This window comes from Klebsiella sp. CB_Kp196 (genome assembly GCF_040061575.1).
Taxonomy (GTDB): Bacteria; Pseudomonadota; Gammaproteobacteria; order Enterobacterales; family Enterobacteriaceae; genus Klebsiella; species Klebsiella michiganensis.
Genome location: NZ_JBEAFH010000033.1, coordinates 19314 through 39246 on the forward strand (window position 1 = coordinate 19314; position 19933 = coordinate 39246).

The window sequence follows — 19933 nt, forward strand, 5'->3', positions numbered from 1 at the left end:
TATCGACGGCGAGACATTATCCTTCTGTGCTGAATTGTTTTTTCATTGCAGTTTTTTAAACTGGTTTTTGTTTGATTTGCGGTGACTGATACTGTTTTATGCCCTGGTAAAGATAATGGCAAATCAGCGGCTATATATAAGGAAAACTCATTACCATACGGATGAATTAAATTGCAGTTATCTTGAGTGTTTATGCAATGAGATAGGCAGCCGCGTTGACGATTGATCCAGGTCATCGCCGTCGGTAGCTAAAAATGGCAGGCTTGGCCCCTTTCTTAAGGCCGGTCTATCAGATTATGCAGTTACAAAAATTAGTCAATATGTTTGGTGGGGATCTTATGCGCCGCTATGGTGAAAAGGTTCATAAACTGACGCTGCATGGTGGATTTAGCTGCCCAAATCGCGATGGCACTATTGGTCGCGGCGGCTGTACGTTCTGTAATGTGGCCTCTTTTGCCGATGAAGAGCAGCAGCACCGCTCGATTGCGGAACAGCTGGCCCATCAGGCGCAGCGGGTGAATCGTGCAAAGCGCTATCTGGCCTATTTCCAGGCTTATACCAGCACTTTTGCCGAGGTGCAGGTGCTGCGCGCTATGTATCAGCAGGCGGTCAGCCAGGCGAATATTGTCGGGCTATGCGTAGGGACTCGCCCGGACTGCGTCCCCGGCGCGGTACTGGATCTGCTGACTGAATATCGGGAGCAGGGGTATGAAGTCTGGCTCGAGCTGGGTTTACAGACCGCGCATGATAAAACGCTGCACCGAATCAATCGCGGCCACGATTTTGCCTGCTATCAGCGAACCACCCGTCTGGCACGCGAGCGCGGCCTCAAAGTGTGTAGCCACCTTATCGTGGGCCTGCCGGGCGAAGGGCAGCGCGAATGTCTGGAGACCTTAGCGCAGGTGGTAGAGACCGGCGTAGACGGCATTAAGCTGCATCCACTTCATATTGTGAAGGGCAGTATCATGGCCAGGGCGTGGCAGGCCGGCAGGTTAAACGGTATTGCGCTGGAAGCGTATACGGTCACTGCAGGAGAGATGATTCGCCATACTCCGCCAGACGTGATTTATCACCGTATCTCCGCCAGCGCCCGACGCCCGACGTTGCTGGCGCCGCTGTGGTGTGAGAACCGTTGGACCGGGATGGTTGAGCTGGATAAATATCTCAATGAATACGGCGTGCAGGGGTCAGCCATCGGGCGTTGCTGGATCTCTCCGGCTGCTGCCGAATAACGTCTTTTCCGGCTGACGGCTCTCCACCGTCAGGCGCGTAACTACAATCCTTCCCGCATTTTTGGCACAACTTACAGCGTCTTGCTCAGAATTGAGTATTATTGTGCGAAGTTGTCGCGAAGGAATCCCTTATGAAGCAAATCCGTATGCTGGCGCAGTATTATGTTGACCTGATGATGAAGCTGGGTCTGGTGCGCTTTTCAATGCTGCTGGCCTTTGCGCTGGTGGTGCTGGCGATCGTTGTGCAGATGGCCGTGACGATGGTGCTGCACGGCCAGGTGGAAAGTATTGATGTGATCCGCTCCATCTTCTTTGGCTTGCTGATTACCCCGTGGGCGGTCTATTTCCTGTCGGTGGTGGTTGAGCAGCTGGAAGAGTCCCGGCAGCGCCTCTCGAGGCTGGTGGAGAAACTGGAGGAGATGCGCGAACGCGATCTCAAGCTGAATGTGCAGCTTAAGGACAACATCGCCCAGCTTAATCAGGAAATCGGCGAACGTGAAAAGGCGGAAGCGGAACGTGAAACGACGCTTGAGCAGCTGAAAATTGAGATGAAAGAGCGTGAAGAGGCGCAAATTCAGCTGGAACAGCAATCCTCCTTCTTGCGCTCCTTCCTGGATGCCTCTCCGGACCTGGTTTTCTATCGTAATGAAGATAAAGAGTTTTCTGGCTGTAACCGAGCCATGGAACTGTTGACCGGTAAAAGTGAAAAGCAGCTTATTCATCTTAAGCCGCAGGATGTTTACAGCGAAGAGGTGGCGGAGAAGGTGCTGGAGACGGATGAGAAAGTCTTCCGCCATAACGTATCGCTCACCTACGAGCAGTGGCTGGATTATCCGGACGGGCGCAAGGCCTGCTTTGAAATCCGCAAAGTGCCTTATTATGACCGCGTCGGTAAGCGGCGCGGCCTGATGGGGTTTGGCCGCGATATTACGGAGCGTAAGCGCTATCAGGACGCGCTGGAGCGGGCCAGCCGTGATAAGACCACCTTTATCTCAACGATCAGCCACGAGCTGCGTACGCCGCTTAACGGCATCGTAGGCCTTAGCCGAATCCTTCTGGATACCGATCTTACCGATGAACAGGAAAGATATCTGAAAACCATCCACGTCTCAGCGGTAACGCTGGGTAATATCTTCAATGATATTATTGAGATGGATAAGATGGAGCGGCGTAAAATTCAGCTGGATAACCAGCCGGTGGACTTTACCGGCTTCCTGGCCGACCTGGAAAACCTCTCCGGCCTGCAGGCGCAGCAGAAAGGCCTGCATTTTGTGCTGGACCCCACGCTTCCGCTGCCGCATAAAGTGATCACCGACGGAACGCGTTTGCGCCAAATCTTGTGGAATCTTATTAGTAATGCCGTGAAATTTACTCCGCAAGGCGGGAATGTGAACGTCCGCGTGCGCTATGACGAAGGAGACATCCTGCACTTTGAAGTAGAAGATTCAGGGATTGGTATCCCTGAAGCGGAACAGGATAAAATTTTCGCTATGTATTACCAGGTGAAAGATAGCCAGGGCGGCAAGCCAGCGACGGGTACCGGCATCGGCCTCGCCGTATCGCGGCGCCTGGCGCGGAATATGGGCGGTGATATTTGCGTTACCAGCCTCCCGGGTAAAGGCGCGACTTTTACGCTTACCGTACACGCTCCGGCCGTGGCTGAAGAGGTCGAGGACACGCTGGCGGAAGATGAAATGCCATTACCTGCGCTGAACGTGCTGCTAGTGGAAGATATTGAGCTCAACGTTATCGTGGCGCGCTCGGTACTGGAGAAGCTGGGCAACAGCGTGGATGTGGCGATGACCGGCAAGGCTGCGCTGGAGATGTTTGTACCCGGCGAGTACGATCTGGTTCTGCTTGATATTCAGCTGCCGGATATGACTGGACTCGATATTTCTCGTCAGCTGAAACAACGCTTTGCCGCCGATGAGCTCCCGCCGCTGGTGGCGCTTACCGCTAACGTGCTGAAGAACAAGAAAGAGTATCTGGATGCGGGAATGGATGATGTTCTTAGTAAGCCATTATCGGTTCCGGCATTAACCGCGATTATCAAAAAATTCTGGGATGCGCCGGAAGAAGAGGAGAATGCAATGCCATCTGTAGATAGCAGTAAATCGGCTTCTGTACTGGATATTCCGATGCTTGAGCAGTATATCGAACTGGTAGGGCCGAAGCTGATTAATGACGGTCTGGCCGTTTTTGAAAGAATGATGCCGGGCTACCTGGCGGTCCTGGAATCCAATTTAACCGCTCGCGACCAGAAAGGCATTGTCGATGAGGGTCATAAGATTAAAGGGGCTGCGGGCTCAATCGGTTTGCGCCATATCCAGCAGTTAGGGCAGCAGATTCAAACGCCGGATTTACCTGCGTGGTCGGATAACGTGGGTGAATGGGTTGAAGAGATGAAATCAGAGTGGCAAAACGATGTCGCGGTGCTGAAAGCGTGGGTCGCGGCGGCAGATAAAAAATGACCCCGGATAAACCGGGGTGCGCGAATACTGCGCCAACACCAGGGAACTGGTCGTTACGCCAGAATCATTTGAGTGATTTTTTTACACGGCGCAACCTGAGGATTTGGCTTACTCGCTCATTAAGATAGCAAACCTTAAATAGTTTGTTACATGAAACAGTAAAATATGTGAAGCATAGCGAGTAATTCAAAATTTTTGACTGCTTTCATAAACTTGTACTAAGGGGCTGATGTGATGAAGAAAATTGGTGTGGTGCTGAGCGGCTGCGGCGTTTATGACGGAAGTGAAATTCATGAAGCCGTCATTACCCTGCTGGCAATAGCCCGCAGCGGCGCTCACGCCATCTGCTATGCGCCAGATAAAGTGCAAACCGATGTTATCAATCACCTGACCGGCGAAGCGCAGGCGGAAAGCCGTAATGTGCTCGTGGAAGCGGCGCGTATCGCACGCGGAGAGATTCAGCCTTTGGCCAATGCCCGAGCGGATGCGCTGGATGCGCTGATCGTCCCCGGCGGTTTTGGTGCAGCAAAGAACCTCAGCAGCTTTGCTTCACAGGGGAGCGAATGTGAAGTCGATCGCGATCTCAAGGCGCTGGCGCTGGCGATGCATCAGGCGGGTAAACCGTTGGGCTTTATCTGTATCGCTCCGGCACTGTTGCCGAAAATATTTGCTATACCGCTACGCGTGACCATTGGTACCGATCTTGATACTGCCGACGCGGTTGAGGAGATGGGGGCTGAACACGTGCCTTGCCCGGTCGACGATATTGTGGTGGATGAAGACAACAAAGTGGTGACGACCCCCGCGTATATGCTGGCGCAGAACATCGCCGAAGCGGCGAGCGGCATTGAAAAACTGGTCTCTCGCGTATTGGTTCTGACGGCATGACATTTCGCTTTTCGCCGTTGCGGTTGATTAAGCGCTTTGTGCTGAGGCTGCTGTTGGCTTGTGCGGTGCTATGGGGCGGCGGGATTGCCCTGTTTAGCTTCGTACCTGTTCCTTTTTCGGCGGTGATGCTGGAGCGGCAGGTCGGCGCCTGGCTTTCAGGGGATTTTCATTACCTCGCCCATTCCGACTGGGTGGACATGGATGAAATTTCGCCGTGGATGGGGCTGGCGGTTATTGCCGCAGAAGATCAGAAATTCCCGGAACACTGGGGATTTGACGTCACGGCCATTGAGAAGGCGCTGGCGCATAATGAACGCAATGAGAACCGCATTCGCGGCGCCTCAACCCTGTCGCAACAGACGGCAAAAAACCTGTTTCTGTGGGACGGCCGCAGCTGGCTGAGAAAAGGGCTGGAGGCGGGACTGACCGTCGGCATTGAGACGGTATGGAGTAAAAAGCGGATCCTCACGGTCTATCTCAATATTGCTGAATTTGGTGAGGGGACGTTTGGCGTTGAAGCCGCGTCGCAGCGCTATTTTCACAAACCGGCTAGTAAACTGACGGCTTCCGAAGCCGCGCTGCTCGCTGCGGTGCTGCCTAACCCAATACGCTTCCGCGCCGATGCGCCATCGGGTTATGTTCGCAGCCGTCAGGCGTGGATCCTGCGCCAGATGAGGCAGTTAGGTGGGGAAGGGTTTATGCAGGCGAATAAGCTGCATTGATGATTTCACAACCGGTAACCCGGAAGGCACGCTGCCGCCGGGGGAATGAAAGCTAATCCTCATCAAACCCGGCGTTGAACAGCGCGATAACCGCTGCCAGCGCCTCCACTTCCTGTGGGCCGTTGGCTTCAATCTCGATCTGACGCCCTTTAGCTGAATCGAGCATCAGCAGCGCAATCACGCTATTTGCTTCCGCTTCGGTACCTTCATCATTACGCAGCAGCACCTCGGCATCATAGTTCTGCATTAATTCAAACAGCTTCATCGCCGGGCGAGCGTGCATGCCCAGCTTATTGGTGATTTCAACGGTTTGCTTAACGGTCATGATTTGCGTTTTTCCAGCGTCCGATGACGAGACTGCACGTTCTTACCGCGCGAGCGGAAGTAGTCAGCCAGCTGTTCGGCGATGTAAACCGAACGGTGTTTACCACCGGTACAACCAATGGCCACCGTCAAATAGCTGCGGTTATTGGTCTCCAGCATAGGTAACCATAGCTCAAGATAGCTGCGGGTCTGGTAGATAAAATTGTGAACTTCCGTGTGCCGGTCGAGGAAGGCGGCGACGGGCTTATCGAGGCCGGTCATGGGACGAAGCTTCGGATCCCAGTGCGGGTTCGGCAGAAAGCGCACGTCAAAAACGTAGTCGGCATCGATAGGTATACCGTGCTTAAAGCCAAAGGATTCAAACACCATCGTCAGTTCGCGCTCGCGTTTGCCTAATAAACGCGTGCGCAGCATTTCTGCCAGCTCATGCACCGACATTTCTGAGGTATCGACGATCAGGTCGGCGCGGGAACGCAGAGGCTCCAGCAGGTCGCTCTCTTCATCGATGGCGCTTTCCAGCGACAGGTTTTTACTGGACAGAGGATGTAAACGACGCGTGTCGCTGTAGCGGCGAATCAGGGTGTTACGATCGGCATCCAGGAACAGCAGCTGAGGTGAAAATTCTGCGGGCAGATTTTTCATCGCCTGCTCGAAGATTTCCGGCGACTCGGGCATGTTACGCACGTCAATGCTGACGGCTGCCGAGATGTTTCTGTCGGCGAGCGAGCGCGCCAGCTCGGGCAACAGCACAACCGGCAGGTTATCGACGCAGTAAAAACCCATATCTTCCAGCGCTCGCAGGGCGACGGATTTCCCCGACCCTGAACGGCCGCTGACGATCATCAGTACCATGTACCGTTTCTCCTCAGTACGAAAAAGAGTAAGGTGCGACTTCCGTTACGCCTCATTATTACTTCCCGCTTCAGTAATGATTTCATACAGCTCTTCATCACTTTGCGCAGCGCGCAGGCGGCGGCAAATAGTTTTATCTGCCAGACGTTTCGCCACCAGCGAGAGCGTATGCAGATGCGTTTTAGTTTGATCGGCCGGGACAAGAAGGGCAAACAGCAGATCGACGGGTTGATTGTCGATAGCATCGAAGGCAATTGGGGTTTCCAACTGAACAAAAACGCCCACGGCCCGCAGCGTATCCTCTTCGAGTTTACCGTGTGGGATCGCAATACCGTTGCCAATCCCGGTACTGCCCATTTTCTCACGGGTGAGGATCGCCTCGAAGACGATCTGGGGCGGTAAGCCTAACTGCTTTGCCGCCAGCTCGCTGATGATTTCCAGCGCGCGTTTTTTGCTCTGGCAGTGAACCTGGCTACGGGTACATTCCTGGTTAAGGACATTGCTCAGTTGTAGAGCCGAATCGTTATTTATCATAATTTCACCTGAGCTCTCCTGGCCAACCGCCTGCGGGCGGTTGGCGTAGGCTATTGCCCGGACAATTAGTGTTGTTTCAGTTTATCTTTATGTTTTGTTAGCTGTCTTGCCAGCTTATCGATAAGACCATCGATCGCAGCATACATATCCTGCCCTTCCGCACTGGCATGGATTTCACCACCGTTGACATGCAGATTGGCGTCCGCTATTTGCGTCACCTTCTCCACTTTTAACACAATATAGACCTGGTTGATCCTGTCGAAAAACTGCTCCAGTTTGCTGAACTTCGCGGTAACGAAATCGCGCATCGCGGGGGTTATTTCAACGTTGTGTCCTGTAATGTTGAGCTGCATAGTGTCTTCCTTATCGGTTGGGTCAAACCAGCTGCTTACGCTGATTTGACGGCGGAATGGATAAAGACTCTCGGTACTTAGCAACGGTTCGCCGCGCCACCATAATACCCTGATCGGATAGCAGGGTGGTGAGCTTACTGTCACTCAATGGTTTCGCGGGGTTTTCCGCGGCGATTAATTTCTTCACCAGCGCACGAATGGCCGTCGACGATGCTTCGCCGCCGCCTTCGGTGTTCACATGGCTGGAGAAGAAATACTTCAGCTCAAAAATACCGCGCGGACTGTGCAGGTATTTTTGCGTAGTAACGCGTGAAATGGTGGATTCATGCATTTCGACGGCCTGAGCGATGTCCGCCAGCACCATCGGTTTCATAAACTCTTCACCTTGTTCAAAAAAAGCCTGCTGCTGTTCGACAATGCAGCGGCTGACGCGCAGAAGGGTGTCGTTGCGGCTCTCCAGGCTCTTGATAAGCCAGCGCGCTTCCTGCAGGTTGCTGCGGATAAACTGGCCGTCAGCGTCATTGCGCGTACTGTTACCCATGGCGGCATAGTGCTGGTTGATCTTCAGGCGCGGAAGGCTATCTGAATTGAGCTCAACGATCCAACGATCGTTCACTTTACGCACCAGAACGTCAGGAATGACGTATTCTGGCTCGCCAGTCTGGATCGACTGGCCCGGGCGCGGATCCAGCGATTGGATCAGATTTACCGCTTCCTTTAGCACGTCTTCTTTGAGGCGGGTCACGCGCATCAGGCTACGGAAGTCGTGATTGGCAAGCAGATCAAGGTGATCGCTGATGATCAGGCGAGCTTCATCAATCCACGGCGTCTCTTTGGCAAACTGTGAAAGCTGAACCAGCAGGCAATCGCGTAAATCTTTTGCCGCCACGCCGACGGGATCGAAGCGCTGTATGCGCTTGAGAACCGCTTCTACTTCTTCAAGCCCGATTTCATCATCGCCAATACTTTCCACGATGTCTTCGACAGGAACGGTCAGGTAGCCAGTATCATCAACGGCATCGACGATAGAGGTCGCGATGGCGCGATCGGTATCGGTGAAGGGCGTCAGTTCAACCTGCCACATCAGATAATCCTGCAGGCTTTGCGTGGTCTCGCCCTGGTAGACGGGCAGTTCATCATCCTGATAATCAACGCCGTTGCCTGACGGCGTTCCGGCGGTGTAAATCTCATCCCAGCTGGCATCAAGCGGCAGCTCTTCGGGCATGTCTTTCTGCTCAAGGGCATCGACGGTATCCAGAGACTCACGATCTTCGGCCTCTTTGGTTTCTACCTCATCGTGAAGATCGGTTTGCTCCAGCAACGGGTTGCTGTCCAGCGCCTGCTGGAGTTCTTGCTGGAGTTCTAACGTGGACAGCTGCAGTAGACGAATCGCCTGCTGCAGTTGTGGCGTCATGGCAAGCTGTTGGCTTAGCCTTAATTGCAAACCTTGCTTCATATTCAGGGCCAATATCTCCGGCTAAAACGTCTGTAACCTCTACCCTATCAGAGTCTGAAGTCTTCCCCAAGATACACGCGCTTAACCTGCTCGTCTTCAAGGATTTGCTGTGGCGTACCGTGAGCTATCAGGTGGCCCTGGCTGACGATATAAGCACGCTCACACACGGCCAGCGTTTCCCGGACGTTATGGTCGGTTATCAGGACGCCAAGACCGCTGTCGCGCAGGTGTTCAATAATGCGTTTGATATCGATGACGGAGATGGGGTCCACGCCGGCGAAGGGTTCATCCAGCAGGATAAATTTCGGGTTAGCGGCCAGCGCGCGGGCGATCTCGACGCGGCGGCGTTCACCACCGGAGAGCGCCTGGCCGAGGCTATCGCGCAGATGCTCAATGTGAAACTCCTCCATCAGCTCTTTCGCCCGGTCTTCACGCTGCTCGTTGCTCAGGTCGTCGCGAATCTGCAGTACCGCCATCAGGTTATCGTAAACGCTCAGGCGGCGGAATATGGAGGCCTCCTGCGGCAAATAGCCGATTCCGCGACGCGCGCGCGCGTGCAGGGGCAGCAGGCTGATATCTTCATCATCGATGATAATGTTGCCGGCGTCGCGCGGTACGATACCAACGACCATATAGAACGTGGTGGTTTTACCCGCACCGTTCGGACCGAGCAGACCAACAATCTCGCCCGAATTCACGGTCAGGCTGACGTCTTCTACAACGCGGCGGCCTTTATAGGCTTTAGCAAGATTCTTTGCAGTTAATGTTGCCATAACGAATTACTTACCCTTCTTTGACTGATCGCTACCCTTGTCCTGCAGCTGCGAAGGAACCAGAACCGTGGTCACGCGCCCGCCTTTATTGCTGAAGGCCTGCATTTTTTGCTCTTTCACCAGGTAAGTGATTTTGTCGCCCTGGATATTGCTATCGATCTGTTCCAGATGCGCATTGCCGGTCAGGACGACAAAGTCGTTTTGCAGTTCATAATGCATTTTCGACGCGCGGCCTTTTACCGGCTTACCGTTGTCCTGCATCTGGTAGAAGGTGGCCGGGTTACCGTAGCCATCAATAACCTCTTTGCCTTTCTCTCCACCCGGACGGGTCACAACAACTTTGTCGGCGTTGATTTTGATCGTTCCCTGAGTGACGACAACATTCCCCGTAAAGGTGACGACGTTACCCTGCATATCCAGCGACTGCTGATCGGATTCAATGTGAATCGGCTGATCGGTATCACCTGTCTTTGCCTGTGCCGACAGGCTGGCGGCCAGTAAGGCGCTGGCGAGCGCAATCTTAAGGCTGAGTTTGTTTGTTCTGAATTTCATATGAGGTTCTAACCTTTTCAATCAGCTCGGCATTTTTACTGCGCAGGTTCCCGCGCATTTTCAGGCCGCTGGAATTAAATGTTGTTCCGTACAACGTCACCATGTCATCGGAGGTAACATCCTGCGTCACCAGGTTTATCTGGGCGTTATCCGTCGTAATTTTGCGCAGTTGAGAATCCGCCGTCAGCGCATTTACCTCAACGTGCCCGTAAAGATACAGCATGCGGTCATTCGTCAACTTAGCTTTATCCGCTTTGATAGACCAGGTTGGTACTTTATTGGTATCAAAGGTGGTCATCACCGGTTTTGTGAACCACGAGAGCTGCTGTTCGGAAAAATACTCCACGTGTTCCGCGATGAGCCGGTAGTTAAGCGCCCCTTCGGGGCTATACACGACGGTATCAGTATGCTCGCTGGTATACGTTGGATCGTCAGGATTGATCGCTTGCTGGGTGGTATCGTCCGTACTCGCCAGGTTCAGGCCGATCAGGATCAGCGCGACCAGCGACAGTAAAATGATAACCCAACGTCTGGTTTTACTCATATAGATTGCCCTTTGGCCTCATCCAGCTTGCCCTGCGCCAATAGTAGCAAATCGCACACTTCGCGTACCGCTCCGCGACCCCCGTTGATACGAGTAACGTAATCCGCGCGCGGGAGCAGCAGCGGATGCGCATCGGCTACCGCTATGCTTAAACCTACTTCAGCCATCACCGGCCAGTCGATCAGATCGTCGCCAATGTAGGCGACTTCATCCGCGCTAACGGCCAGTTTATTGAGTAGTTCACGAAACGCCAGCAGCTTATCCGACTGCCCCTGGTAGAGATGCTTAATGCCCAGCGTTTGGCAGCGATCTTCCACCAGTTTAGCGTTTCGCCCGGTAATTATCGCCACTTCAATATCTGAAGTCAGGGCGCAGCGGATACCGTAGCCGTCGCGCACGTTAAACGCCTTCAGCTCTTCGCCGTTGTTACCCATATAGATAAGACCGTCGGACAAAACGCCGTCTACATCAAGTATCAATAAACGGATCTTCGCCGCCCGGTCAAGAAAGTCCTGGCTTACCGGCCCGTAGCAGGTCGCTATCAGGGCATCAGCATTATTCATTATTTTTTCCTTACTTACACTACGCCCGCGCGCAGGAGATCGTGCATATGTATCACACCTACCAGACGGTCGCCATCAGCAACCAGCACGCAGGTGATATGACGGGACTGCATCAGGTTCAGCGCATCAACGGCCAGCGTGCCGGGACGGATGCGGATTCCGCCTCGCGTCATCACTTCGGCAATACTGGCGTTACGCATATCAATGCCGGTATCAAATACGCGGCGCAGATCGCCATCGGTGAAGATGCCGATGATATTCATTTCATCATCGCAAATGGCGGTCATGCCTAAATTTTTGCGCGTGATTTCCAGCAACGCATCGCGGAGCGTGGCCTCCAGGCCAACGTGCGGAATTTCATCGCCGGTGTGCATGATATCATTGACCCGCAGCAGTAGCTTACGGCCCAGAGCGCCGCCAGGGTGCGATAGCGCAAAATCTTCAGCGGTAAAACCGCGGGCTTCCAGCAGCGCTACGGCAAGGGCATCGCCCATGACCAGCGCGGCGGTGGTGCTTGACGTGGGGGCCAGCCCTAACGGGCAGGCCTCTTTGGGCACCTTCACGCACAGATGAATATCCGCCGCGCGCGCCATGCTGCTTTCCGGTCGGCTGGTGATACAAATCAGCGCCACCTGCTGGCGCTTAAGCACCGGAATCAGGGCGAGGATTTCATTTGACTCGCCCGAGTTGGATAGCGCGATCACCACGTCGCATGGAGTTACCATGCCTAAATCGCCGTGCGCGGCCTCACCGGGATGAACGAAGAAAGATGACGTTCCGGTACTGGCGAAAGTGGCTGCCATTTTTCGCCCGATATGGCCGGATTTCCCCATTCCCATCACCACAACTTTACCGGTACAGCGGAAAATGGTCTCACAGGCACGGGTAAAATCTTCATTAATGTATTGATCGAGCTGGGCCAGACCTTCACGTTCAATGTCCAGAACCTCGCGGCCTGCCCGTTGAAAGTCAAAATCCGCTGGCAAATCTATTTGCGACATAATGTTATCCCGAATCATTCAACGAAGAGCGGCGCTGTCCAGTACAGCATCGCTAACCAAAGCACAAAACCACCCAGCAGCAGGGCACCGGCAAGGCGACCGGGCTGCTGCTTACGGCGCCAGCACAGCGCGGCGAAGATCAGGCTGACCAGCAGCATGACGCCATAATCGCGGGTAAAGGCCTCGGCGGCAAAGGTGCCTGGCGCAATCAGCGCGGGGAGCCCGAGGACCAGTACAATATTAAGAATATTAGCGCCAATGATATTGCCGATAGCGATGTCATTTTCGCCTTTTCGCGCTCCGGCGATGGCCGTGGCCAGCTCGGGCAGGCTGGTGCCGATAGCGACGACCGTTAAGCCGACGGTCAGTTCGCTGATAGCAAAAAAGTTTGCCAGCACCGTGGCGTTATCGACCACCATCCGCGTAGCCATCGGCATCACAATCATCGCGACGCCCAACCAGAGCAGCGCGACGGGAAGCGAGCCTTCTCGCGGCAGCTCCGCCAGCTGTTCACGGGTCAGGCTGTCGTTACCCTGGCGTTCCGCAAGGCGGGCAATTTTAAGGGTAAACAGCAGCCACAGAATGGCCAGCGCCAGCAAAAAAAGGCCGTCTATCCGCGTAAGCTGGCCGTCGTACAGCACAAATCCTGCCAGTAAACTAACCAGCAACATTAACGGCAATTCGCGGCGCAGGATATCAGAATGCACGGTAAAAGGTTGAAACAGCGCGGTGAGGCCGAGGATCAGCAGGATATTGGTGATATTCGATCCGAGAGCGGTGCCGATCGCCAGATCGGTTTGCCCATGCAGGGAAGCGGCGGCGGAAACAATCACTTCCGGCAAACTGGTACCGATGCTGACTACCGTCATGCCAATAATCAGGGGAGGGATCCCCAGCATACGGCAGAGTATTGAAGCGGCGTAGACCAGACGATCGGCGCTGTAGACAACCAGCAATAAACCAATAATTAACAGAGCCGTCGCTAAGAGCATCTAAAGTCCTTTCTTCAGGTATAATCGTCGCCTCGCTGGCCGTCCGTAGGCAGCGTAACGAATTCTTAATTTTGACTTTATGTGTGCCAAAAGTAAAACAAATGCCAGCTTTCGCTAACCCGGGCGGGTAAGATTCTGTAAAAATGTTGGGTTTGTGGTGAAAGAAAGCGCCATGCTTAGCCCGACGGGTGTCTAGTAAGGATGATTTTATGAGCCAGAGTTCGGCGAATCTAGTCGAAGTGCGCGGTATTCGCTTCTCGAGGGGCGATCGCGTGATCTTCGATGATATCTCGCTATCGGTACCCCGCGGCAAGATCACCGCGATAATGGGGCCATCAGGGATCGGCAAAACCACCCTGTTACGTCTCATCGGCGGTCAGATCCCGCCCGATAAAGGCGAGATCCTGTTTGATGGTGAAAACGTACCGCAGATGTCGCGTTCGCGCCTGTATACCGTCCGCAAGCGCATGAGCATGCTGTTTCAGTCCGGCGCGCTGTTCACCGATCTGAATGTGTTCGATAACGTCGCTTATCCGCTGCGCGAGCATACGCGTTTGCCGGAAGCGCTGCTGCACACCACGGTGATGATGAAGCTGGAAGCCGTTGGGCTACGCGGAGCCGCGAAGCTGATGCCTTCTGAGCTTTCCGGCGGCATGGCGCGCCGTGCCGCCCTGGCGAGGGCGATTGCGCTCGAACCTGATTTAATCATGTTCGATGAGCCCTTTGTCGGGCAGGACCCCATTACGATGGGGGTGCTGGTGAAGCTGATTTCTGAACTCAATAGCACCCTGGGTGTCACCTGTATCGTGGTTTCGCATGATGTGCCGGAGGTGCTCAGCATCGCGGACTTTGCATATATCGTGGCGGACAAAAAGGTCGTAGCGCATGGGAGCGCGCAGTCGCTGCGTGAAAATGCCGATCCTCGGGTTCGTCAGTTCATTGATGGTATCGCCGACGGCCCGGTGCCGTTCCGCTATCCGGCGGGTGATTATCATCATGATTTATTGGGCAAAGGGAGTTAAGCGACTCATGTTGTTAAATGCGCTAGCCGCGCTTGGGCATCGCGGTATAAAAACTATCGCGACGTTCGGGCGTGCTGGATTAATGCTCTTCAACGCGGTTGTGGGCAAGCCTGAGTTTCGCAAGCATGCGCCGCTGCTGGTGCGTCAGCTGTACAACGTTGGCGTGCTATCGATGCTGATCATCATTGTATCGGGGCTGTTTATCGGTATGGTGCTGGGTCTGCAGGGCTATCTGGTGTTGACCACCTATAGCGCCGAAACCAGTCTGGGCATGCTGGTGGCGCTGTCGCTGCTGCGTGAGCTGGGACCGGTGGTCGCCGCGCTGCTGTTTGCCGGGCGTGCCGGCTCGGCGCTGACTGCTGAAATTGGCCTGATGCGCGCAACGGAGCAGCTCTCCAGTATGGAGATGATGGCGGTCGACCCGCTTCGCCGCGTGATCTCTCCGCGTTTCTGGGCGGGGGTGATTTCACTGCCGTTGTTAACGATTATTTTTGTGGCGGTCGGCGTTTGGGGCGGCTCGCTGGTCGGTGTCAGCTGGAAGGGCATCGATGGCGGATTCTTCTGGAGCGCGATGCAAAACGCCGTTGACTGGCGGATGGATCTGGTTAACTGCCTGATTAAGAGCCTGGTTTTCGCCATTACGGTAACATGGATCGCGTTATTTAACGGTTATGACGCTATCCCCACTTCCGCCGGGATTAGCCGGGCGACGACGCGTACCGTGGTGCATGCGTCGCTGGCGGTTCTGGGGCTGGATTTTGTGCTGACTGCGCTGATGTTTGGGAATTGAGTTCATGCAAACGAGAAAAAATGAAATCTGGGTAGGGGTGTTTTTACTGGTTGCGCTGCTGGCCGCGCTGTTTGTCTGCCTGAAGGCGGCAAACGTAACCTCTTTACGTACCGAACCGACTTATCGGCTCTATGCCACTTTTGACAATATCGGCGGTCTCAAAGCGCGCTCTCCGGTGCGGATTGGCGGCGTTGTCGTTGGACGCGTGGCGGATATTACGCTCGATCCTAAGACCTACCTGCCTCGCGTCGCGCTCGATATTGATGAGCGCTACAACCATATTCCGGATACCAGCTCGCTGGCGATCCGAACTTCCGGTCTGCTGGGCGAACAGTACCTGGCGATGAATATCGGGTTTGAAGATCCTGAGCTGGGAACCACTATCCTTAAAGATGGCGGTACCATTCAGGACACCAAATCCGCAATGGTGCTGGAAGATTTGATAGGCCAGTTCCTTTATAACAGTAAAGGTAGCGACAATAAGAATTCTGGCGATGAACAGGCTGCTGGAGAGAGTCATACTGACGCTACGCCGCCAGCCGGCACGACGCACTAATTTCAGGAGAGTTAAGATATGTTTAAACGCTTACTAATGGTCGCCATGCTGGTGATTGCCCCCTTGACTGCGGCCACCGCCGCGGATCAGTCCAATCCGTACAAGCTGATGGACGAAGCGGCGCAGAAAACCTTCGATCGCCTCAAGAACGAGCAGCCGAAGATTCAGGCCAACCCGAACTACCTGCGCGATATCGTCGATCAGGAACTGCTGCCCTATGTTCAGGTGAAATACGCCGGCGCGCTGGTGTTAGGTCGTTATTACAAAGAAGCGACCCCGGCGCAGCGTGAAGCCTATTTTGCCGCCTTCCGCGAATATCTGAAGCAGGCCTATGGCCAGGCGCTGGCGATGTATCACGGTCAGACCTATCAGATTGCCCCTGAGCAGCCTTTGGGCAGCGCGACCATTGTTCCTATCCGCGTCACCATCCTTGATCCGAATGGTCGTCCGCCGGTGCGCCTGGATTTCCAGTGGCGTAAAAATACCCAGACCGGTAACTGGCAGGCGTACGACATGATTGCGGAAGGGGTGAGCATGATCACCACTAAACAAAACGAGTGGAGCGATCTGCTGCGTACTAAAGGCGTTGATGGTCTGACGGCGCAGCTGAAGGCAAGCTCAGCGCAGCCGATTACGCTGGAACAGAAAAAATAATGACCGGGCAGCTGAGCTGGGCGCGCGATGGTGAGACGCTGGCGCTGCGCGGAGAGCTGGACCAGGATCTTTTGGTCCCGCTGTGGGAAGCGCGCGCGCAGGCGACGGATGGCGTGTCTGCCATCGACCTGAGCGCCGTGACCCGCGTGGACACCGCCGGGCTGGCGCTATTAGTGCATTTTATCGCACTGGTTCGTCGGCAGGGCGGGGAAGCGAAGTTGACCGGGAAGAGTGAAAATCTGCAAACCCTGGTCAGGTTGTATAACCTTCCTGCTGATATGATCCCATAACTTTTTCAGTGCCTTAGTGCTGAAGCTATTCTGAAAGCCCCATCAAACTTTTCGATGGGGCTTTTTGCTTGTTTAAGACGGCGCCACTTTCCTCTAAGATGTTGGGCTGTTTTCACTATCAGATAAATGTAGCCCATGGAAAATCATGAAATTCAGACCGTGCTGATGAACGCACTCTCCCTTCAGGAAGTCCACGTCTCTGGCGATGGCAGCCACTTTCAGGTTATTGCTGTGGGTGAGATGTTCGACGGCATGAGTCGGGTCAAGAAGCAACAGGCTATCTATGCCCCGCTGATGGAATATATTGCCGATAACCGCATCCATGCTCTGTCGATTAAAGCGTTTACTCCGCAGGAGTGGGCGCGAGACCGCAAACTTAATGGCTTATAAGCTGTGGGGATGTTCCCCGCAGCGTATGTGAATTCTTAACAGAGAACAGAATCAATGGATAAATTCCGTGTTCAGGGGCCAACTCGTCTTCAGGGCGAGGTCACCATTTCCGGCGCGAAAAACGCCGCCCTGCCAATCCTCTTTGCCGCGCTATTAGCCGAAGAGCCGATTGAGATCCAAAACGTACCGAAGCTGAAAGACATCGATACCACCATGAAACTGCTGAGCCAGCTGGGCGCGAACGTTAAGCGCAACGGCTCCGTATGGATCGATGCCGGCCCGGTCGACGTTTTCTGTGCTCCGTATGACCTCGTCAAAACCATGCGCGCGTCTATTTGGGCGCTGGGACCGCTGGTGGCGCGTTTTGGCCAGGGGCAGGTTTCTCTTCCCGGGGGCTGCGCCATCGGCGCGCGCCCCGTTGATTTACACATTACCGGCCTTGAGCAGCTGGGTGCGGAAATCAAGCTGGAAGAAGGTTATGTCAAGGCGTCGGTTAATGGACGTCTGAAAGGCGCGCATATTGTGATGGATAAGGTCAGCGTTGGCGCTACCGTGACCATCATGAGCGCTGCGACGCTGGCGGAAGGTACGACCGTTATCGAAAACGCCGCGCGCGAGCCGGAAATTGTCGATACCGCGAACTTTCTCAACACGCTGGGTGCGAAGATCAAAGGTCAGGGTACCGATCGCATCACCATCGAAGGCGTAGCGCGCCTCGGCGGCGGCGTCTACCGCGTTCTGCCGGATCGTATTGAAACCGGGACGTTCCTGGTGGCGGCGGCGATTTCTGGCGGTAAGATCCTGTGCCGCAATGCCCAGCCGGATACCCTTGATGCGGTTCTGGCTAAGCTACGCGACGCCGGTGCGGATATCGAAACGGGCGAAGACTGGATTAGCCTGGACATGCACGGCAATCGTCCGAAGGCCGTCAACGTGCGTACTGCCCCACATCCAGGCTTCCCGACCGACATGCAGGCTCAGTTCACCTTGCTGAATCTGGTTGCCGAGGGCACCGGCGTGATCACCGAGACGATCTTCGAAAACCGTTTCATGCATATCCCGGAACTGATCCGTATGGGCGCGCATGCGGAAATCGAGAGCAATACGGCGATTTGCCACGGCGTGAAGCAGCTTTCTGGCGCCCAGGTGATGGCGACGGATCTGCGTGCGTCAGCCAGCCTGGTACTGGCGGGCTGTATTGCGGAAGGTACGACGATTGTCGATCGTATTTACCACATTGACCGCGGCTACGAACGTATCGAAGACAAGCTTCAGGCGCTTGGTGCGAATATCGAACGCGTCAAAGGCGAATAAGCCGTAGCAGCAGCCCTCTGACGTTTGTCCGGGGGCTGTTGTCTGCAACCTCGCTTTACTTGTTGTTCTTCCTTGGGCGCATCATTTGCGTTCTGTCGATAAACTGATGGGTATGGGGATCGTGATAGCGCGATGGCCATATTACCCACGGATCGGTTTCCAGCGCGTTAGCAATAATCAGCTCGCCCTTGGGCCAGGGCCGGGTCAGCGCATTGGCGAGCGTTGAAGAACTTAAACCATTACGCCGCGATTCAGCTGCCAGCGACGTCCCTTTTTTGCGTAATCCGGCAATAATATCCGCCGGATGCCAGTCGATGAACTTATCCATAAATTCTCCTGGTAATAAACATGCCTGGCGTCCTTAATGGACGACAAAATGACTATACCGTGGGTTCCAGTAATGTTCTAACAAGTTCTTTTAATGGGTTTGATATTAGGAATATATCAAGGGATACGGCTGGTTCTTGGTTTTTTGACGCTTACTGGAACTTTCCCGCGGTTTGCGCGGGAAAGCAAGAGGAGGGGTTAGTGATCGCGTTGCACAGCGATGTGGGCAAGACCGATTAGCGCTTCACGCCACGGAGAATCGGGAAGGACCTGAAGCGCGGCAATCGCTTTATCAGCCTCTTCCTCCGCGCGTTTTTGGGTCCATTCCAGCGAGCCGCAGGTTGCCATCGTTTCCAGTACGGCGTCGAGAAGATGACGGCCATTACCCTGCTCAATCGCCCCACGGATCATGGCGGACTGCTCTGCGTTGCCGTGTTGCATAGCATGCAGCAGCGGAAGGGTGGGTTTGCCTTCATTCAGATCGTCACCGACGTTTTTACCCAGACGCTCACCGTCTGAACTGTAATCAAGCAGATCGTCGATCAGCTGGAAAGCGGTACCCAGATAGCGTCCGTAATCCTGTAACGCTTTCTCTTGTTCCGCGCTGCAGTCGGCCAGAATGCCGGAGCACTGGGCTGCGGCTTCAAACAAACGTGCGGTCTTGCTGTAAATGACCCGCATGTAGTTTTCTTCAGTGATATCCGGGTCGTTAACGTTCATCAGCTGCAGGACTTCCCCTTCGGCAATGACGTTAACGGCTTCCGACATCACTTCCAGCACTCTCAATGACCCAAGGCTGGTCATCATCTGAAAGGCGCGGGTGTAGATAAAATCACCGACCAGCACGCTAGCCGCATTGCCAAAAGCGGCGTTTGCGGTGGCTTTTCCCCGGCGCATATCAGACTCATCGACGACATCATCATGCAGCAGGGTGGCGGTATGGATAAATTCGATCAGCGCGGCAATGGCGACGTGAGCGTTTCCCTGATATCCAACGGCACGCGCGGCCAGTACGGCAATCATCGGGCGAATGCGTTTACCGCCTCCGCTAACAATGTAATAGCCTAACTGATTGATAAGCTGAACATCAGAGTCGAGTTGCTCAAGAATTGTCGCATTGACGCCCGCCATATCCTGCGCGGTTAACTCATTGATTTTTTCTAAATTCATCGCAAAAGCCGGGCCAAATGTCCTGTTACCGCGTATCCGAATGGGATCACAGAAGGATTAAGATAGAATTAAAAGAATCTATGATTGTACTGAAAAATTGCCGTAGTTAAACGCTGGAGTGAAAGTTGTGTTTTTTTTCTGCGTTGATCGCTGATCGCTCTTG

The 19933-nt window shown here is 54.3% G+C and carries 24 protein-coding genes; 11 read left to right on the forward strand and 13 right to left on the reverse strand.

The window, feature by feature from the left end; all coding sequences use genetic code 11:
- Window positions 1–296: 296 nt before the first annotated feature.
- The 4 genes from ABLU87_RS06815 (at window position 297) to mtgA (ending at window position 5313) form a co-directional block, all read left to right on the forward strand.
- Window positions 297–1232, forward strand: coding sequence for a TIGR01212 family radical SAM protein (locus ABLU87_RS06815; RefSeq protein ID WP_014226987.1), 936 nt, complete (start codon window positions 297–299; stop codon window positions 1230–1232).
- Between the two features lie 131 nt (window positions 1233–1363).
- Complete coding sequence (gene arcB / locus ABLU87_RS06820; RefSeq protein ID WP_025108151.1) at window positions 1364–3703, forward strand: aerobic respiration two-component sensor histidine kinase ArcB; 2340 nt, start codon at window positions 1364–1366, stop codon at window positions 3701–3703.
- A 234-nt stretch (window positions 3704–3937) separates the two neighbouring features.
- On the forward strand, window positions 3938–4591 hold the full coding sequence (gene elbB, locus ABLU87_RS06825) for an isoprenoid biosynthesis glyoxalase ElbB (protein WP_122116738.1): 654 nt from the start codon (window positions 3938–3940) through the stop codon (window positions 4589–4591).
- On the forward strand, window positions 4588–5313 hold the full coding sequence (mtgA, locus tag ABLU87_RS06830) for a monofunctional biosynthetic peptidoglycan transglycosylase (RefSeq protein WP_014226984.1): 726 nt from the start codon (window positions 4588–4590) through the stop codon (window positions 5311–5313). Before elbB ends, mtgA begins: the two co-directional genes overlap by 4 nt.
- 52 nt (window positions 5314–5365) lie before the next feature.
- Here the strand turns inward: mtgA and npr are convergent, their stop codons facing one another.
- From npr to ABLU87_RS06885, 11 genes are all read right to left on the reverse strand, one after another.
- The gene (gene npr, locus ABLU87_RS06835; RefSeq protein WP_004106170.1) at window positions 5366–5638 is read right to left on the reverse strand and encodes a PTS phosphocarrier protein NPr; all 273 of its coding nucleotides are present in this window, start codon (window positions 5636–5638) and stop codon (window positions 5366–5368) included.
- On the reverse strand, window positions 5635–6489 hold the full coding sequence (gene rapZ, locus ABLU87_RS06840) for an RNase adapter RapZ (RefSeq protein ID WP_004106169.1): 855 nt from the start codon (window positions 6487–6489) through the stop codon (window positions 5635–5637). The genes npr and rapZ overlap by 4 nt, the downstream gene beginning before the upstream one ends.
- A gap of 45 nt (window positions 6490–6534) precedes the next feature.
- The gene (gene ptsN / locus ABLU87_RS06845; protein WP_004854593.1) at window positions 6535–7023 is read right to left on the reverse strand and encodes a PTS IIA-like nitrogen regulatory protein PtsN; all 489 of its coding nucleotides are present in this window, start codon (window positions 7021–7023) and stop codon (window positions 6535–6537) included.
- Between the two features lie 65 nt (window positions 7024–7088).
- The gene (hpf, locus tag ABLU87_RS06850) at window positions 7089–7376 is read right to left on the reverse strand and encodes a ribosome hibernation promoting factor (protein WP_004106167.1); all 288 of its coding nucleotides are present in this window, start codon (window positions 7374–7376) and stop codon (window positions 7089–7091) included.
- Between the two features lie 22 nt (window positions 7377–7398).
- Entirely contained in the window at window positions 7399–8832 is a 1434-nt protein-coding gene (gene rpoN, locus ABLU87_RS06855) for an RNA polymerase factor sigma-54 (protein ID WP_122116737.1), read from the reverse strand.
- 47 nt (window positions 8833–8879) lie between these two features.
- Window positions 8880–9605, reverse strand: coding sequence for an LPS export ABC transporter ATP-binding protein (gene lptB, locus ABLU87_RS06860; protein ID WP_004125705.1), 726 nt, complete (start codon window positions 9603–9605; stop codon window positions 8880–8882).
- Window positions 9606–9611: 6 nt separating this feature from the next.
- Window positions 9612–10157 (reverse strand): lipopolysaccharide ABC transporter substrate-binding protein LptA, encoded by a 546-nt coding sequence (gene lptA, locus ABLU87_RS06865; protein WP_004125703.1) that lies wholly within the window; start codon window positions 10155–10157, stop codon window positions 9612–9614.
- Window positions 10126–10701 carry an LPS export ABC transporter periplasmic protein LptC gene (lptC, locus tag ABLU87_RS06870; RefSeq protein WP_004854587.1) on the reverse strand — a complete coding sequence of 192 codons (576 nt, stop codon included), beginning with the start codon at window positions 10699–10701 and terminating at the stop codon, window positions 10126–10128. Before lptC ends, lptA begins: the two co-directional genes overlap by 32 nt.
- Window positions 10698–11264, reverse strand: coding sequence for a 3-deoxy-manno-octulosonate-8-phosphatase KdsC (gene kdsC / locus ABLU87_RS06875; protein ID WP_122116736.1), 567 nt, complete (start codon window positions 11262–11264; stop codon window positions 10698–10700). Before kdsC ends, lptC begins: the two co-directional genes overlap by 4 nt.
- Window positions 11265–11278: 14 nt before the next feature.
- Entirely contained in the window at window positions 11279–12265 is a 987-nt protein-coding gene (kdsD, locus tag ABLU87_RS06880; protein WP_004854583.1) for an arabinose-5-phosphate isomerase KdsD, read from the reverse strand.
- Window positions 12266–12279: 14 nt separating this feature from the next.
- Entirely contained in the window at window positions 12280–13257 is a 978-nt protein-coding gene (locus ABLU87_RS06885; protein WP_004854581.1) for a calcium/sodium antiporter, read from the reverse strand.
- 209 nt (window positions 13258–13466) lie between these two features.
- On the opposite strand from ABLU87_RS06885, the gene mlaF reads away from it, so the two are divergent.
- From mlaF to murA, 7 genes are all read left to right on the forward strand, one after another.
- A complete protein-coding gene (gene mlaF / locus ABLU87_RS06890; protein WP_004125691.1) occupies window positions 13467–14279 on the forward strand; it encodes a phospholipid ABC transporter ATP-binding protein MlaF in 813 nt (270 codons plus the stop codon).
- Window positions 14280–14286: 7 nt separating this feature from the next.
- Complete coding sequence (gene mlaE / locus ABLU87_RS06895) at window positions 14287–15069, forward strand: lipid asymmetry maintenance ABC transporter permease subunit MlaE (RefSeq protein WP_004125690.1); 783 nt, start codon at window positions 14287–14289, stop codon at window positions 15067–15069.
- Window positions 15070–15073: 4 nt separating this feature from the next.
- Window positions 15074–15625, forward strand: a complete 552-nt coding sequence (gene mlaD, locus ABLU87_RS06900) for an outer membrane lipid asymmetry maintenance protein MlaD (protein ID WP_014226983.1) — start codon at window positions 15074–15076, stop codon at window positions 15623–15625.
- Window positions 15626–15643: 18 nt separating this feature from the next.
- On the forward strand, window positions 15644–16279 hold the full coding sequence (mlaC, locus tag ABLU87_RS06905) for a phospholipid-binding protein MlaC (RefSeq protein WP_004125682.1): 636 nt from the start codon (window positions 15644–15646) through the stop codon (window positions 16277–16279).
- On the forward strand, window positions 16279–16569 hold the full coding sequence (gene mlaB, locus ABLU87_RS06910; protein WP_014839634.1) for a lipid asymmetry maintenance protein MlaB: 291 nt from the start codon (window positions 16279–16281) through the stop codon (window positions 16567–16569). The genes mlaC and mlaB overlap by 1 nt, the downstream gene beginning before the upstream one ends.
- 135 nt (window positions 16570–16704) lie before the next feature.
- A complete protein-coding gene (gene ibaG, locus ABLU87_RS06915) occupies window positions 16705–16959 on the forward strand; it encodes a BolA family iron metabolism protein IbaG (RefSeq protein ID WP_004106141.1) in 255 nt (84 codons plus the stop codon).
- Between the two features lie 54 nt (window positions 16960–17013).
- Complete coding sequence (gene murA / locus ABLU87_RS06920; protein ID WP_004854569.1) at window positions 17014–18273, forward strand: UDP-N-acetylglucosamine 1-carboxyvinyltransferase; 1260 nt, start codon at window positions 17014–17016, stop codon at window positions 18271–18273.
- Window positions 18274–18328: 55 nt separating this feature from the next.
- Here the strand turns inward: murA and sfsB are convergent, their stop codons facing one another.
- Window positions 18329–18601, reverse strand: a complete 273-nt coding sequence (sfsB, locus tag ABLU87_RS06925) for a DNA-binding transcriptional regulator SfsB (RefSeq protein ID WP_004854566.1) — start codon at window positions 18599–18601, stop codon at window positions 18329–18331.
- Window positions 18602–18798: 197 nt separating this feature from the next.
- Window positions 18799–19770 (reverse strand): octaprenyl diphosphate synthase, encoded by a 972-nt coding sequence (gene ispB, locus ABLU87_RS06930; protein ID WP_004854564.1) that lies wholly within the window; start codon window positions 19768–19770, stop codon window positions 18799–18801.
- Between the last annotated feature and the right edge of the window lie 163 nt (window positions 19771–19933).

What these genes read in the sequence shown, in the direction of transcription:
- ABLU87_RS06815 (WP_014226987.1), top strand. Translation starts at nt 297, where the DNA reads ATGCAGTTACAAAAATTAGTCAATATGTTTGGTGGGGATCTTATGCGC.
- arcB (WP_025108151.1), top strand. Translation starts at nt 1,364, where the DNA reads ATGAAGCAAATCCGTATGCTGGCGCAGTATTATGTTGACCTGATGATG.
- elbB (WP_122116738.1), top strand. Translation starts at nt 3,938, where the DNA reads ATGAAGAAAATTGGTGTGGTGCTGAGCGGCTGCGGCGTTTATGACGGA.
- mtgA (WP_014226984.1), top strand. Translation starts at nt 4,588, where the DNA reads ATGACATTTCGCTTTTCGCCGTTGCGGTTGATTAAGCGCTTTGTGCTG.
- npr (WP_004106170.1), bottom strand. Translation starts at nt 5,638, where the DNA reads ATGACCGTTAAGCAAACCGTTGAAATCACCAATAAGCTGGGCATGCAC.
- rapZ (WP_004106169.1), bottom strand. Translation starts at nt 6,489, where the DNA reads ATGGTACTGATGATCGTCAGCGGCCGTTCAGGGTCGGGGAAATCCGTC.
- ptsN (WP_004854593.1), bottom strand. Translation starts at nt 7,023, where the DNA reads ATGATAAATAACGATTCGGCTCTACAACTGAGCAATGTCCTTAACCAG.
- hpf (WP_004106167.1), bottom strand. Translation starts at nt 7,376, where the DNA reads ATGCAGCTCAACATTACAGGACACAACGTTGAAATAACCCCCGCGATG.
- rpoN (WP_122116737.1), bottom strand. Translation starts at nt 8,832, where the DNA reads ATGAAGCAAGGTTTGCAATTAAGGCTAAGCCAACAGCTTGCCATGACG.
- lptB (WP_004125705.1), bottom strand. Translation starts at nt 9,605, where the DNA reads ATGGCAACATTAACTGCAAAGAATCTTGCTAAAGCCTATAAAGGCCGC.
- lptA (WP_004125703.1), bottom strand. Translation starts at nt 10,157, where the DNA reads ATGAAATTCAGAACAAACAAACTCAGCCTTAAGATTGCGCTCGCCAGC.
- lptC (WP_004854587.1), bottom strand. Translation starts at nt 10,701, where the DNA reads ATGAGTAAAACCAGACGTTGGGTTATCATTTTACTGTCGCTGGTCGCG.
- kdsC (WP_122116736.1), bottom strand. Translation starts at nt 11,264, where the DNA reads ATGAATAATGCTGATGCCCTGATAGCGACCTGCTACGGGCCGGTAAGC.
- kdsD (WP_004854583.1), bottom strand. Translation starts at nt 12,265, where the DNA reads ATGTCGCAAATAGATTTGCCAGCGGATTTTGACTTTCAACGGGCAGGC.
- ABLU87_RS06885 (WP_004854581.1), bottom strand. Translation starts at nt 13,257, where the DNA reads ATGCTCTTAGCGACGGCTCTGTTAATTATTGGTTTATTGCTGGTTGTC.
- mlaF (WP_004125691.1), top strand. Translation starts at nt 13,467, where the DNA reads ATGAGCCAGAGTTCGGCGAATCTAGTCGAAGTGCGCGGTATTCGCTTC.
- mlaE (WP_004125690.1), top strand. Translation starts at nt 14,287, where the DNA reads ATGTTGTTAAATGCGCTAGCCGCGCTTGGGCATCGCGGTATAAAAACT.
- mlaD (WP_014226983.1), top strand. Translation starts at nt 15,074, where the DNA reads ATGCAAACGAGAAAAAATGAAATCTGGGTAGGGGTGTTTTTACTGGTT.
- mlaC (WP_004125682.1), top strand. Translation starts at nt 15,644, where the DNA reads ATGTTTAAACGCTTACTAATGGTCGCCATGCTGGTGATTGCCCCCTTG.
- mlaB (WP_014839634.1), top strand. Translation starts at nt 16,279, where the DNA reads ATGACCGGGCAGCTGAGCTGGGCGCGCGATGGTGAGACGCTGGCGCTG.
- ibaG (WP_004106141.1), top strand. Translation starts at nt 16,705, where the DNA reads ATGGAAAATCATGAAATTCAGACCGTGCTGATGAACGCACTCTCCCTT.
- murA (WP_004854569.1), top strand. Translation starts at nt 17,014, where the DNA reads ATGGATAAATTCCGTGTTCAGGGGCCAACTCGTCTTCAGGGCGAGGTC.
- sfsB (WP_004854566.1), bottom strand. Translation starts at nt 18,601, where the DNA reads ATGGATAAGTTCATCGACTGGCATCCGGCGGATATTATTGCCGGATTA.
- ispB (WP_004854564.1), bottom strand. Translation starts at nt 19,770, where the DNA reads ATGAATTTAGAAAAAATCAATGAGTTAACCGCGCAGGATATGGCGGGC.